The 15,574-nt window shown below is 27.7% G+C and carries 11 protein-coding genes; all 11 read left to right on the forward strand.

Going from position 1 to position 15,574, the window contains the following annotated elements:
• The first annotated feature begins 7 nt into the window (after positions 1-7).
• Entirely contained in the window at positions 8-928 is a 921-nt protein-coding gene (locus L21TH_RS09325) for a DUF7916 family protein (protein WP_006314699.1), read from the forward strand.
• Between the two features lie 588 nt (positions 929-1,516).
• Entirely contained in the window at positions 1,517-2,896 is a 1,380-nt protein-coding gene (locus tag L21TH_RS09330) for a GumC family protein (protein ID WP_006314701.1), read from the forward strand.
• Positions 2,897-3,143: 247 nt separating this feature from the next.
• On the forward strand, positions 3,144-6,104 hold the full coding sequence (locus tag L21TH_RS09335; protein WP_006314703.1) for an O-antigen ligase family protein: 2,961 nt from the start codon (positions 3,144-3,146) through the stop codon (positions 6,102-6,104).
• Between the two features lie 27 nt (positions 6,105-6,131).
• Positions 6,132-6,278, forward strand: a complete 147-nt coding sequence (locus L21TH_RS14320; protein WP_006314704.1) for a hypothetical protein — start codon at positions 6,132-6,134, stop codon at positions 6,276-6,278.
• Between the two features lie 468 nt (positions 6,279-6,746).
• Positions 6,747-8,159 carry a sugar transferase gene (locus L21TH_RS09340; RefSeq protein ID WP_006314705.1) on the forward strand — a complete coding sequence of 471 codons (1,413 nt, stop codon included), beginning with the start codon at positions 6,747-6,749 and terminating at the stop codon, positions 8,157-8,159.
• 66 nt (positions 8,160-8,225) lie between these two features.
• Positions 8,226-9,341, forward strand: coding sequence for a glycosyltransferase family 4 protein (locus L21TH_RS09345; RefSeq protein WP_006314706.1), 1,116 nt, complete (start codon positions 8,226-8,228; stop codon positions 9,339-9,341).
• A 55-nt stretch (positions 9,342-9,396) separates the two neighbouring features.
• Complete coding sequence (locus L21TH_RS09350) at positions 9,397-10,506, forward strand: glycosyltransferase (protein WP_006314708.1); 1,110 nt, start codon at positions 9,397-9,399, stop codon at positions 10,504-10,506.
• Positions 10,507-10,569: 63 nt separating this feature from the next.
• Positions 10,570-11,865 (forward strand): hypothetical protein, encoded by a 1,296-nt coding sequence (locus L21TH_RS09355; protein WP_006314710.1) that lies wholly within the window; start codon positions 10,570-10,572, stop codon positions 11,863-11,865.
• Positions 11,862-12,797, forward strand: a complete 936-nt coding sequence (locus tag L21TH_RS09360; RefSeq protein ID WP_006314712.1) for a glycosyltransferase family 2 protein — start codon at positions 11,862-11,864, stop codon at positions 12,795-12,797. Before L21TH_RS09355 ends, L21TH_RS09360 begins: the two co-directional genes overlap by 4 nt.
• Positions 12,798-12,801: 4 nt before the next feature.
• Positions 12,802-13,959, forward strand: a complete 1,158-nt coding sequence (locus tag L21TH_RS09365) for a polysaccharide pyruvyl transferase family protein (protein WP_006314714.1) — start codon at positions 12,802-12,804, stop codon at positions 13,957-13,959.
• A 3-nt stretch (positions 13,960-13,962) separates the two neighbouring features.
• Positions 13,963-15,501 (forward strand): lipopolysaccharide biosynthesis protein, encoded by a 1,539-nt coding sequence (locus L21TH_RS09370; protein WP_006314716.1) that lies wholly within the window; start codon positions 13,963-13,965, stop codon positions 15,499-15,501.
• Positions 15,502-15,574 lie beyond the last annotated feature (73 nt).

Below are 15,574 nucleotides of genomic sequence, written 5' to 3' on the forward strand. Positions count from 1 at the left end.
AATAAGTATGGTAAAGAGAATGTTAAATATAAATACATCGGATATATGGAATATGGGGAAAAATGAAATAATCCAAAGTATAAAAGCAGCAGAGGGAAGAACTATAGTATCAGAGGTTGTAGGAGTTTTTCCACCACTTTACGGAGATGTAAGCAATGTAGAATTAGTAAGTGCCTTTGGTGCAGATATAATATTATTAAATTTTTATGATGTTAACTCTCCTAAGATTATGGGTTTACCTAATGAAAGTGGAGAAAAAGTAGTTAAAGAAATAAAAAGGTTAACAGGTAGATTTGTAGGGATAAACCTAGAACCAGTAGATTTAGAAACTGAAACAATGGAAGAAAGAATTGAATTACCAGAAGGAAGATTAGCTACTCCACAAAATGTACAAAAAGCTATAAAACAAGGTGTAGATATCGTAGTGTTAACAGGAAATCCTAAAACTGGCGTAACAAATAAAAAAATAATAAATTCAATAAAATCCATAAGAAAAGAAGCAGGAGAAGATATATTAATTATTTCAGGAAAAATGCATGGAGCAGGGAATGCTAATGAAACAGGAAGCGGAATCATTGATTTAAAAACAGCAGTCGAGTTTATAGAAGCAGGAAGTGATGGAATACTTGTACCAGCACCAGGAACCGTACCAGGGGTAACATTAGATGATGTTAAGAAGATAATTGACAAGGTACATAGTAAAGGAGCATTGGCTATGACATCTATAGGAACCTCTCAAGAGGGAGCAGATGAGAACACCATACGAACATTAGCATTAAATAGCAAAATGGCAGGAGCAGATATTCATCATATAGGGGATGCTGGCTTCACAGGCGTAGCAATACCAGAAAACATAATGACCTACTCCATAGCAATAAGAGGAAAAAGACATACATATAGAAGGATGGCAAGGTCAATAAATAGATAAAATTGATTCGTTTAATATATACAAAAACTTAAGAAGATAATTAATGTATAAATTAATTTAAGAAAGGTTTTACCGAAAGGTAAAGCCTATTGTTTTATTTTGTATAAGAAAGTATATTAACTTTATATGCTATAATCAAGCTATATACCCAGGTAGAAATATGAAAAAATAATGTTACAGACCTAAGAATTGAGAACTGACTAACAGCCTACTAACTACTAACCACTAACTACTAACCACTAACTACTAACTACTAACCACTACCCACTACCCAACTTCCACCTATTCACAAAATTAAATCTACGTTAAAAAATTATATAAATATTGTCTGTAACATATAAATCTTGTACAATAAAACAAAAGGTTTACATAATTATGTTGCCACCAATATTAGCAAAAACAATTTATAAATTATCATTAATTAAGAAGGAATTTTAATATATATGTAGAATAAAACATATTTGTGAGAAATTAAAAATAATATGACTATAAAACTTAGCTGCAAATAAGACCCAAAAGGTTTAGAACAAAACCTTGAGAACTAAGAGCCAAGAGCTAAGAACTAATAAAGGAGAGGAAGGTTTCATAATGGAAAACATGACACAGCAAAATTACCCGTATGAAGAAATTTCACTAAGAGAATTAATAGAGACACTAATGAAAGGTTGGAAGCTTATAGCGATAATAACAGCTATATCTATATTTATATCAGGAGTATTTAGCTTCTTTATTATAGAGCCAACCTATGAAGCAACTACAACTTTAATGGCTTCATTTGCAACAGAAAAAATAGTAAACCTACAGAAAAACTCTGATAATATAGAAGGAATACTGGATTCTATATCTACATATCCAGTTATGACTATACAAACATATAAAGAACAAATAAAAAATCCTAAAATACTTCAAAATGTAATAGATGAACTTAAGTTAGATAAAGAGAAATATAGTATGAACACATTAAAAGATATGATAGAGTTAGAAACTATAAAGGATACAAATCTTATTGCAGTTAAGGTTAAGCATACAGACCCAGAGTTAGCAACTCAAATAGCTAACTCAGTAGCAAAAAACTTTACAGAGTTTATATCAGATATGTCAAGACAACAAGCGTCTAAATCATCTCAATTTTTAAAAACACAGCTAGAAGTAGAAAAAGAAAAACTAGATGCAGCATTAGTAGAGCTTAAACAATTTTTATCACAGCCTAAAGGTGTGGATGAATTAAGAAGAGAAATAAGCTCAAAGCTTTCAGAGTTAAACGGATATAAAGAGCAATTATCTAGAGAAGAAATAAATTATAAAAACAAGATGCTAAACTTAGATATGCAACAAAAAACAATAGAGGCTACTTTAAAACAAGCAGAAGAAAGTTTAGAAGATACACCTGAAAAGTTAGTTACTAAAAAGTCATTAGTAGAGGATAACATACTAAGTGGAGCAGTAGAAGAGAATTCAGATATGAATACTACAGATTTAATGGATATAGAAATGTCAAACGAACAAATTAATCCGACTTACTTAACATTAGTTAAGAAAATAAATGATTATAAAATAAAGTTAGCAGAAGTTAGACAAGAAAAAGAGAATACAGAGTATAGCTATAACAAAAAAGTTGAAATATTAAACAACAAAATAGAATCAGTAAAAAAAGAAGTTGAAATCCTACAAGTAGAATTAGCAGAAAAAGAACATAATCAAAAACTAATAGAAAGAAAAGTAAATCTAGCTCAAAGCACATACGATGCTTTTATGAAAAAATATGAAGAAACAAGAATAACAGAATCATCAGAAATAGGAGATTCAAGCATCCTTATAGTATCAAAAGCAGTAACACCAGAATTACCAGTAGCACCTAAGAAAGTATTAAACCTAGCTATAGCAGGAGTATTAGGTGTAATGCTAGGAGTATTCATAGCATTCTTTAAAGAGTATTGGGAAAAATCAGGAGAAGAGGTTAGTGGTTAGTGGTTAGTAGTTAGTAGGATCTACGAACCACGAACTACGAACCACGAACTGATTTATAATGTCGAAAAAGCTCTAAAAAAGACGACAAAAAATTGGGAAAAAAGTCTTATTTTCTATTGAGACAAGCATAAATTTTTATTATAATGTAATTGTTGCCAAAATTAGTGAAAACATTCATAATTGATATTTTTTAGCATAGAACGCTTGTTGTTTTATAGAACCACTAACAAACACGGAGGTCATAACATTGCCAACAAAAACACTATCGTCACAACAAAAAACGAAATCAACAATAGAAACACTAGTATTCATCGGTCTATGTATCCTTTTATTCTATCCTCCATTTTTTAGAGGACTTTACTTTGAAAAAGAATTATTACCTACACATATATTTTCATTTACATTAGCGTTAATATGGATTATTAGTAAATACAAAGATAAAGAATACAATCTTATAAAATCACCTATAGATTTATTGGCAATAGGTGTAGTTTTCATGTATTTTATATCTGTATTTTATGGAGTAAATACAAGGTTGGCAATATCAGAGTTTTTGAAATATGCTAATTACTTTGTTATTTTCTTGCTAGTCAGAGACCTTGTTAATAATGACAATAGACAAAAGATATTACTTTCTATAATACTATTTGCTGGAGTTATAGTGTCGGTAATTGGTATAGGTTCAGCAATAGGTACTTGGAGCTACAAAGGAGCATATGTAGGTAACAGAATAAACTCAACATTTCAATATCCAAACACCTTAGCGTCTTATTTAGGAGCATTATACATTATTGCATTAGGATATATACTTACAGAAGAAAATAAACTATATAAATCATTATATGGTATATCAGCAGGAGTTTTCTTATTCACTTTTATACTTACATACTCAAGGGGTATGTGGCTCATATTACCCTTTATGTTATTAGCTTATATTATAGTTGTACTTAACAAAAGAAAACTAGAAGCTATCATATATACAGTATTAACAATTATAGCTTCCGTACCATTTTCATTTATGTTTTCTAACAATATAGAGGGTAAGGACTACAAATTATGGTTCATTTTCATAATTGGAGGTATATTATCGGGGGCTTTAACATATATAGTATCTTTAGGAACTAACACTTTTAGAAAAGTAGATATTAAAAAGTTTATTATTTCCTTGGCAATATTAGTTATTGTACTAATCGGCGCATTTGTTTTTATCTTTAACTCAACTACGTCACTTACTTTAGAAAATAATACAGGTGAAGATAAATGGACAGTTATTTTTAGAAATATAGAAAATATAGAACCTAATAAAGAATATGAATTGGACTTAAAATATAATGCCATAAACAAAAATGAAAAGCCGTTTTCAGGAAGAATAAGAATATATAGTGTAGATACTGAAGGTGAGATACAATCAATTAAAACAATAAAAATTAGCGAAGTTAATAAAGATAATATTAGTATTCCTTTTGAAACTATAGATACTACACATGGTTTAAGAATATATTTCGGCAATTACTACAGCGGGACCTCTATTACGCATAATGAAGCTATACTTAAAGACAAAGAAACAAATGAAATTATAAATAATATACCTTTAAAATATAAATATATACCAGAAAGTATAGTAAGTAGATTTGAAAGTATAAGCTTAAAAGAAAGAAGTGCAGAAGGTAGACTTACTTTTTATCAAGATGCATTTAAAATAATAAAAGAACATCTTCTATTCGGTACAGGTGGTGGAGGATGGGAAACACTGTATCAAACGTATCAGTCGTATGGCTACAATTCTACTCAAGCACATAATTACTTTTTACAGATGTGGATAGAAGTGGGATTGATAGGCTTAATATTGTTTTTAGGAATTGTATTATTCTTAACATATTACATGTACAAAAGTTATAAAGAGATAAATGGAACCAAACATAAAATAATGATTAATACAATATATATAGCTACAGTATCTATTCTACTTCATGCCTTTATGGATTTTGATTTATCTTTATCAGCATTGACCTTTGTTTTATGGGCATTGTTTGGTATATTAGTTAAGGATATTAAATTAAACAACTTAAATAAAAGGAAGAATAATAGTTCGATAGCGTTCAAATTTTCATATATATTAGTATTAGTAATTTTAATTATAATATCTTCTTCGTTAAAGATAGGAAATGTGTATGCACTAAAGGCATTAAAAGCTCATAAAGAAAATAACGTGGAAAAAGTAATCGAATATTTTGAGAAAGCTTCGGCTTTTGACCCATATAAAATAGAGTATAAAAATGACTTAGCTAACTATTATAAAGTGAAATTTAAACTTACTAAAGATAAAGAAAGTATAATAAAAGCCAAAGAGTTAATGGATGATGTGGTTAAATTATCGAGGTATAGTTCAAGATTTAAAGCTCTTTCAGCATCTTTCTATATGAGTATAGGGGATATAGAAAAAGGACTTGAGTTAGTAGATAAATCTGTTAAAATACAGCCTATGCAAACTAGGAATTATGTACAAAAATGCGATGCATATCTTTCAGCTTTTTATTACTATGCTAGTCAAAAGAAGGGTATGAACAATGCAAATGAAATAATCCAAAGAGCATATAAAGTAAAGAAGCAAATAAACGAAGTGAACCAAAAAGCTTTAAAACCATTAAAATATAATGAAGATTTATTATACAAAATTGGTTTTATACAGTTTAACTATGAAAACTTAATCAATAAAGAGTATAAAATACCTAATGGATATACACTAGATTTTGCATACTATTTTGACTTAGATATAAACGATGATGGTAATATAGATAAGCTAGGAACATGGAGTTCTAAGGGTGGAAATGTGAGTTATGATGTCATAGAAGAAAATAATAATAATAGCTTTATAAGGATAACTAATGATGGGGAATCATATGGCATAGCTTATCCTTATGGTTTGAATATGGATCCAGTTACTGAATATAAGATATACTTCAAAGCTAGGGGAACAACAAAAGAAAATACATTTAGATTTTATGTTTTTGACAACAAAGCTAAGAAAAAGAATCAAGGTTCATTGTCAAATATAAAATTAAATAATGATTGGAAAATATATAGTCTAGATATTACAACAGATTCAGATATAAAACCAGGTACGCAGTATTTAAGATTCCAACATAATGGCAATGACGAAGGTTACATTGATATTGAAGAAGTGTTAGTATTTAAAAAGATTCAATAAAGTGTATAAACTAAAGGGGTATTAGATATGGAAAATAAAATTAAAACTATATATTTGATAGCTTTAGATGTGGTATTAGTTAATATAACTTTTATTGTAGCTTTTCTATTAAGATTTCAAGGAGTTTTTCCTTTTAAAAATAGTTCAATATGGTTATATAGATGGGGTTGGTAAACTCTGTTATGAAGTTATATAGCAAATAAAGGTTTTAAAAGAGTAAATTAAATGAGTATTTTAGTAACAATAGAAGTTGGTTATATTGGAACTGATAATTATGTTGGACTATTGAATGTAGAGTATAGATAAGTCTTAATATATAATTTTTATAATAGCACCCCTAAAGCATCAAAGTATGTAAAAAAATATTAGAAAAGAATTTAATTTTATTAAGTAGATATTTTAAAAGTAAAGATTTTAAAAACTATCTTAAGAAAATGATATAGAATCAGTTTTTGTTTTACAGGATTTAAGTAGGTGGTAGACTCAGTAGAAATTCATCTAAATCATATAAAGAATCAGGAGAGACGATAGTAAAATCTTGAAGAAAAGCATGGAAGTTTACATAATTGACATAAAATAATCCCAATAGCTATAATAAATGATAGAAGCATACCCTAAATTTACTAATTAGGAGGAAAATAAATGAAATTTTTAGATGAAAAAAGAGATGGCACTTTTTTGAAATTATTTGAATTCGTGATTTATGTTATTTTTATTCTTTTGGGTTTTTACTCAGCTTTCTTGATTAGATTTAAAATGAATCCATTATCAGTTAATATAGAACCTTTTTATCAGAACATACCATATATAATAATAACTTCTACTATTGTATTTTACATATATGATATTGTTTCAACAGCTAAAAAATCATTGTATGAAAATGTGTTAACAATAGTTATTTCAGTGTTTTTAATAGATATAATAACAGCAGCAATAGTATTTTTTAACAGGGGTTTTGCTTTTCCGCGTAGTGTTTTTATTGTAGCTTTTTTTGTTCAATTTATATTAATTTTTCTTCTTAAAATTACAGTTCTAAACATAATAAAACGAAACAAGAAATCACAAAATATTTTACTAGTTGTATCAGATACGCAATCAAATCTTATGACTAAAGAGTTTTTATTAAATAAAATAAATGGTGATTGCATTAAACATGTATGCAATTCAATAACTCAAGAAACATATCAATTAATTGACGAGATGGATAAGGTTTATATTGATAGTAATATACCAAACAAATATAAGCTAGATTTAGTTGAATATTGTTCTAAGAAAAACAAAATTTTATATATAGTTCCGGGAATGCTCGAAATCGCATTAATGAACTCAAAAATTACACAGAGTAATGATATGTTGTTATTAAAAGTTGAGCAATTAGGTTTGTCATTTGAACAGAAAGTATTAAAAAGAGTTTTGGATATAGTTATATCAATTGGTGGATTGGCTATTACATTTCCTTTTTTATTAGTTACTTCAATAGCTATTAAATTATACGATAAAGGTCCTATATTTTATAAACAAGAAAGAGTTACTGAAAACAATAAAGTATTTAGCTTATATAAGTTTAGAACTATGATAGTTGATGCAGAAAAACATACGGGTCCAGTATTGGCTACAGAAAGAGATCCTAGGATAACTCCAATAGGTAGATTTCTTAGGGCTACTCGAATAGATGAACTTCCTCAGTTAATAAATGTACTAAAAGGAGATATGAGTATAGTAGGTCCAAGACCAGAAAGACCGTATTTTGTGGAAAAATTCAATAAAGAAATTGAAGAATTTAAATATAGAGTTTTTGTTAAAGCCGGTATAACCGGGTTAGCTCAAGTTTTAGGAAGATATTCTACTGATCCAGAAAATAAAGCTAAGTTTGATTTACTGTATATAAAAAAATATTCTTTACTTTTAGATATAAAAATTATATTTAATACTCTTAAAGTTATCTTTATTAAAGATAGTTCAGCAGGAGTTAAGGAAGATAAAAAGATAAATGAGGAATTAAAAAAAATTAATTTAAGTGCTTATGAAGAAGTAGTGACTACCGAAGAAGAATAAAATGCGTATTAGACAACTAGAGTCTATTCAAGTAATGACAATATATAAAGAATAAGGTGATAAATCATGAAAAAAGTATTATTTACAGCTACTGTTGATAGTCATATATTAAATTTTCATGTTCCTTATCTTAAATGGTTTAAAGAAAAAGGATATGAAGTTCATGTTGCAAGTAATGGGAATTCATCTATTCCTTTTGTTGATATAAAACATAATATTCTCTTTGAAAGATCTCCATTTAGGTTAGTGAATTTGAAAGCATATAAACAACTTAAAAAAATTATAGACAATAACAATTATAAATTGATACATTGTCATACTCCTATGGGAAGTGTTTTAACTCGATTAGCTGCTAAAAAAGCAAGAAAAAAAGAAACAAAAGTTATTTATACAGCACATGGTTTCCATTTTTTTAAGAGGGCACCAATAGTAAATTGGTTATTATACTATCCAGTTGAAAAGTGGTTGTCGAAATATACAGACTGTTTAATTACTATCAATGATGAAGATTATGAATGTGCAATAAGAAAAAAGTTTAAAGCAGGCTTTATAAAAAAAGTAAATGGTGTAGGTATTGATTTAAATAAGTTTAAATTCCAAACTTCTGAAAAGAGAAAAGAACTGAGAAAGCAATATGGATATAGTGAAATGGACTTTATTCTAATATTTGTTGCAGAGCTAAATCATAATAAGCATCAAGATATGCTTATAAACGTTGTTAATGTGTTAAAAAATAAAATTCCTAATATAAAACTATTACTTGTTGGTGAAGGTAATTTAATGGAACAGTACATGTATCAAGTGAAAGAGCTAGATTTAGAAAACAATATTAAACTTTTAGGGTATAGAAAAGATGTTCCAAACCTTATGGCTATTTCAGATGTAGCTGTTTCAGCATCAAGACGTGAGGGCTTACCAGTCAACGTTATGGAAGCAATGGCGACAGGATTACCTCTTGTGGTTACAGATTGTAGAGGTAATAGAGATTTAGTTAAAAATGGTGAGAATGGCTATGTTGTTGGAATAGATGATGTAGATGGATTTGCTAATGCAGTTGATGAACTTTATAGGCTACATAAAGTAAGAGTAAAGTATGGACTAAATAGTGTTGAATTAGTAAAAAAATGTTCGTTAGATAATGTCATTATAAAAATGGAACAGATTTACAAAAAATATATTTAATGTTAATTTATATAAAATAAATAATAATATTGGTGATAAAGTAGGTGACATTATATTGAAAGTACTTTATATTATCAACAATTTAGGCTCTGGTGGGGCAGAAAAACTTCTTGAAGATTTAATTCCTCTTATGAATAAAGAAAAAGATGTAAAAGCTGACATCTTATTGTTAACAGATAAAAATAATGTTTTCTACGACTCTATACTTAAAAAAGGAGTAAAAGTTGATATTATTAAATATAAAAATATATATGACCCAAGGAATATTTTAGAAATAAAAAAATATATACATAATGGTAATTATGACATAGTTCACTCACATCTTTTTCCTACACAATATTGGGTAGCTTTAACAAGAGTAATTTATAGAAACAAAAAAGTAAAGTTTATAACGACAGAACATAGTACTTATAACAGGAGACGCGAAAAGCTTTATTTTAGACCAATAGATAAATTTATATATTCTAAATATGACACTATTATTTCAATCACTAAAAAAACTAGAGATAATTTGATAGATTGGATAGATCCTAAGCGAAAAAGAGCAGACAAACATATTGTTATGGAAAATGGAGTGGATTTAGAAAAATTCAAGAAAGCCTTGCCTTATAAAAAAAATGATTTAGTCGATGGAATTGATGAAGATACAAAGTTAGTTTGCATGGTCGGTAGATTTTCAGAGGCAAAGGACCAACCTACTTTAATTAAGGCTATAAGTAAATTACAGGATAATGTTCACTTAGTACTTGTTGGAGAGGGTCCTTTAATAAATGACAATATAGAATTGGTTAATAAGCTTGGGATATCAGACAGAGTTCATTTTTTAGGTTTTCGTCAAGATGTTTCTAGGATACTTAAGACTGTGGATATAGTTGTTTTATCATCGAATTGGGAAGGCTTCGGATTAGCAGCGGTAGAAGGTATGGCTGCTGAGAAGCCCGTGATTGTTAGTGATGTTGAGGGGTTAAATGATGTAATTGAAGATAAAGATTTAAAATTTGAATTAGGTAACTATAATGATTTGGAGAATAAAATTTTTTCCCTGCTACATAATGATGATATGTATCATTGTAAAGTAAGTTATTCAAATAAAAGATGCGCTAAATTTGATGTTAAGCAAATGGTAAAAGAGTTGTTTAAACTATATAAAGACGAATATATTTAATATTTTATTGGTTAATATTTTAAGTGTTTGTGATTTAGCTTTTCCACTTAGGAGGTCGCAAGATTGACGATAAAAAGAAAGTTTAGGAATATGAAAATGAAGAAGTTGTTTATATACATTTATACTTTTTTTATTTTTTACATGCCACGTGTATCTGATCTGTGTATCGGAGTATATATAGAAGTATTTTCTGTATTACTTTTAGTGCTTATGCTGATACCTTGGGTATTTACGTGTAAGAATAAAACCACTGTATTTAAAATTAATAAGAATGTTTTTTGGTTAATGTTTGGGATATTTATTTCTGCTTTATATTTTGCGATCAGAGCATCACTAGGTTCTTATGATATTAGGATAATGCAAAATTTGTTTATAATTATTCAAATAATTCACGTTTTGATAATTATTGACTTTATGAAATATATAGGGTTTCAGAAAGATGATATGATAAGGGTTTTGTTAAACTTAGCTTTAATTCAAGGTATTATAACGATTATGATGCTATTATTTCCTTCTTTGAAGAGTATAGCTCTATCTTTGTACTATATAAATAGAGAAGAAAATATATTTATATCTAGAATGAGAATATATGGAATTAGCGGTGACTACACTTTTTTTACACCTATATACCATGGAATATTGGCTTCAATAGCTTTTTTTTATTCTATATTTAAAGAAAGAAAATATTTAATATATTTACCGTTTATTTTACTTGTAATATTATTAAATGGGAGATTCGGTTTACTAGTTTTTGTAATATCCCCAATAGTATTAGCATTACATTTTATTCTTAAAGGGAAAATTTCATTGAAAATGATTCGTATATCAATTTTTGCATTAATAATTCTTGTTGGTGCAACCCTAGTACTAAGCATAGTTGCTCCATATACTTATGATTGGATTATGAGTGGAATTGAAGATACTATAAAATTTTTTATATATAACGAAAAATCAGGAAACTATGCAGCTTTAGCTGATTCTCATTTATCTTTTCCTCAAGGTCTGGGTGCTATATTTGGAGAAGGGTATAGATTATTTGGTGGACAGGCTATTGAAATGGGTTATAGTCCATCAGATATTGGCTATGTGAATGATATGTTTATGGGAGGAATAATTTATATTTCTATTTTGTATGGGGCGATACTAAAATTTTTATTTAAGAAACCTTCGATTAATTATTTTGTTAATAAGAATGAATATGATTTACAGTTAATAATTTCAAAGTATTCAGTAGTTGCGTTATTAATGGCAAATTATAAAGGTGAAGTTATGCGAGGTGGACTAGTTCTTTTATCTGTTATATTTATAAAACTAATTACATTTAATGAATCAACTGAGGGAAAAGAGGTGAATATATGAGTCCAAAAGTTTCTGTAATAATACCAGTATACAATGGTGAAACAGTTGTTTCAATTTCTTTGAATTCTTTATTAGAACAAACTTATTCAAATTTTGAAGTTATTATTATAGATGATGGAAGTAAAGATAATACAAAGGAAGTAGTAAAAAAATACCTAGATGAAGATATTAGATTTAAGTATATTTTTCAGCCAAATTCTGGTGTTTCTGTAGCAAGAAATAAGGGAATAAAAGAAGCAAGAGGTGAGTATATTTGTTTTTTGGATTCAGATGATTTTTATGAAAAAACTTATATAGAAAGAATGTTGTTAGAAATATATAATAAATCAGCGGATGTTTGTTATTGTGGATATAATGTTGTGACTCCGAGAAAAAAGTATAAAAAAAGAACAAGATTTAAGTGGGGAGATATATTAGTTGACTATATTTTAGGCAAAGTTGCAGTACATACGACGGGTTGGATGATTAAAAAAGATATTTTAGATAAATTTAATATAAGATTTCAAGAAGGTGTATCATGGGGAGAAGATTTTGAGTTTTTTTGTGAAGTTTTATCTAGAACAAAAAATGTAACTTATGTTAAGGAGTATTTAACTAATTATAGAGTAGCCTTTAATGACAATTGTCTCTCTGCTTTTAGTATGGATAAAATAGACAAAGACTATTCTTCAATAAAGAGACTTCAAAATAATTCGATTATTAATAATAATGAACAAGTAGAAAAGGCTTTGATTAAATATAGATTAAAAGCTTTATTAATTTATAGGCTGATGAATGCAGTTCAAACTGGTGTTAATGAATGTATCATTCAAAACTACTTTAATAAATATAGATATTATATAAAAGGATATTCATGGAATAATGGGCTAAGAAGCATAAAATTAAATTATGCTAAGTTGAAGTTAGAAAATAGATTAAAAGATAGGAGATGAAAAAGTGAAGAAAATAGGATTATTTACAATTAATGACTATAATAATTATGGAAATAGATTACAAAATTATGCAGTACAAGAATATTTAAAATCTTTAGGTTTTGAGGTGGAAACTATTAGAAACGGAACCAAATACTCAAAATATTCAAAAAGACCTAATCTAATTAGTCGAGTAGAAAATCTTATAAAATTAACTCCAAGAGAAGCCTATATTAAAGTAACTAATAAGTTCCTGGAAAAAGTAAATAATAATAAGATTAAAGAATTGAAAAATTCAAGAGAACGAAATTTCAAAAAATTCACTAAAGAGCATATTTTGGAAACAGATTATTCAATATCAGATACAAATATTCCAGAAGATTTATCTAATAATTATGATTATTTTATTACTGGTAGTGATCAAGTTTGGAATCCATACAATCATAGAACTTCTGATATAGATTTTTTAACTTTTGCTCCTCGAAATAAAAGGATAGCTTTATCTCCAAGCTTTGGTGTGTCAAAAATACCCGAAGACTATATTGAAAGATATAGAAAATGGATTTCTGAAATAAATAGTTTATCGGTAAGAGAATATGATGGAGCTAAAATAATTAAAGACCTAACTGGTAGAGAAGTTCCTGTATTAGTAGATCCAACATTATTATTAAAAAAGGAAAAATGGTTATCAATATCTAAGGTGGATAGCAATAAGCCTTCTAAAAAATATTTACTTACATATTTTTTAGGTGGTGTTCCTAAGAAATACAAAGAACAAATTGCAATCATTTCTAAAAGAAATAATCTTGATGTAGTCAATTTAGGAGATATTAGAGAAGAGCTGTATTATGCGATAGGGCCTAGTCAATTCCTCGATTATATTAATTCGTGTAGTATTTTTTGTACTGATTCATTTCATGGAGCAGTATTTTCAATTCTACTTGAGAAACCTTTCTTAATTTATAATAGAGAAGGAAGTTCTGTATCCATGTATTCAAGAATTGATACGCTATTGGATAAATTTGATTTACATTCCAGAAAAGCAGAGAGTTTTAATATTAATTCAAATAATACAAAGCTTTTTGAAGTTGATTATAGTCATGTTACACATATTTTAGATGCTGAACGAAATAAGGCTTTAGAGTATTTAACAAAAGCTTTAGGTGTTAAGGGTGAGAATTAAGCTATGAAGATTAATCAACTTAAAGCAGGGGCTGCTTTATCATATATATCTATGGCGCTTGGATATATTATATCAATAATATATACCCCTATTATGCTTCGTCTTTTAGGACAAAGTGAGTATGGACTTTATAATTTAGTTGTTTCTGTTGTGAGTTATTTAGGACTTCTTAATTTTGGATTTGGGAGTGCATATATACGATATTATTCTAGATACAAGGTTAGAAATGAACGTGAAAATATTGCAAAGATTAATGGCATGTTTCTTATTATTTTTTCCATACTTGGTTTTATTGCAGTATTAGCTGGAATGGCTCTTGTTTTTAATACTAATTTAGTTTTTGGATCCCAACTTACAACTCAAGAACTTTCAGTTGCAAAGATTCTTATGACAATAATGGTTATAAATATAGGATTTTCGTTTCCAAATGTAGTATTTAACTCTTATATTACAGCAAATGAGCAATTTGTTTTTCAAAAACTCTTGCAGATGATTAAAGTGATAGCAAATCCATTTTTAGTTTTACCAGTATTATTATTGGGTTATGGTTCTATAGGAATGGTTGTTATTACAACGGTATTAAATATATCAATAGAAATTGCTAATGCAATATTTTGCTTTAGAAAATTGAACATGGAATTTTCTTTTCGACAATTTGATTTTTCGCTGATGAAAGAAATGACAATATTTTCCTCTTTTGTTTTTATGAATATGATTATTGACCAAATTAATTGGAACGTAGATAAGTTTATATTAGGAAGATTTCATGGTACTGTGTTTGTTGCCTTATATGGATTAGCAGCCCAACTTAATACTTATTATATATCTTTATCTACTGCTATTTCAAGCTTATTTATACCAAGGGTAAATAAGATAGTGGCTTCTTTCGATGACAATCATGAACTTACTTTGTTATTTACAAGAGTGGGTAGAGTTCAATTTATCGTACTTTCGGTTATTTGGACAGGATTGATATTTTTTGGACAACCATTTATTAATATGTGGGCAGGACCAAATTATAGTGAATCTTATTTAATAACTTTATTTTTAATATTGCCTGTTACCATTCCTTTAATACAGAATATTGGTATAGAAATTCAAAGAGCTAAAAATACACATCAATTTCGTTCATGGGTTTATTTTTTCATAGCTATTGCAAATGTGATTATTACAATTCCACTGTCAAAAAAATATGCAGGGATAGGAGCAGCTATGGGTACAGCATTATCTTTAATTATTGGAAATATTTTTATTATGAATTGGTATTATCATAAAAAAGTTGGACTTGATATGATATATTTTTGGAAACAGATAATTAGTTTCGTACCTTCACTTATATTACCAATTTTAGTAGGAGTTTTAGTGCATATATATATTGATTTGTATAATATTAAATTATTCTTATTATATGGGTTTGTATATGTGTTAATTTTTTCAGTTTCTATGTGGTTTTTAGGTATGAATCAGTATGAGAAAGATTTAATAAGAAGGCCGATAATTAAGCTTATCAAAAAGTTAAAAATAGGTGAATATAAGATGTAACTAGATAATTAATAATTAGATAGTTGCAAAATACAAAATTAAACTTATCCACAGAAAATTAGTAAAAAAAATA

Origin of the sequence: Caldisalinibacter kiritimatiensis (genome assembly GCF_000387765.1) — a bacterium.
Classification (GTDB): Bacteria; Bacillota; Clostridia; order Tissierellales; family Caldisalinibacteraceae; genus Caldisalinibacter; species Caldisalinibacter kiritimatiensis.

What these genes read in the sequence shown, in the direction of transcription:
- L21TH_RS09325 (WP_006314699.1), top strand. Translation starts at nt 8, where the DNA reads ATGGTAAAGAGAATGTTAAATATAAATACATCGGATATATGGAATATG.
- L21TH_RS09340 (WP_006314705.1), top strand. Translation starts at nt 6,747, where the DNA reads ATGAAATTTTTAGATGAAAAAAGAGATGGCACTTTTTTGAAATTATTT.
- L21TH_RS14320 (WP_006314704.1), top strand. Translation starts at nt 6,132, where the DNA reads ATGGAAAATAAAATTAAAACTATATATTTGATAGCTTTAGATGTGGTA.
- L21TH_RS09330 (WP_006314701.1), top strand. Translation starts at nt 1,517, where the DNA reads ATGGAAAACATGACACAGCAAAATTACCCGTATGAAGAAATTTCACTA.
- L21TH_RS09370 (WP_006314716.1), top strand. Translation starts at nt 13,963, where the DNA reads ATGAAGATTAATCAACTTAAAGCAGGGGCTGCTTTATCATATATATCT.
- L21TH_RS09360 (WP_006314712.1), top strand. Translation starts at nt 11,862, where the DNA reads ATGAGTCCAAAAGTTTCTGTAATAATACCAGTATACAATGGTGAAACA.
- L21TH_RS09345 (WP_006314706.1), top strand. Translation starts at nt 8,226, where the DNA reads ATGAAAAAAGTATTATTTACAGCTACTGTTGATAGTCATATATTAAAT.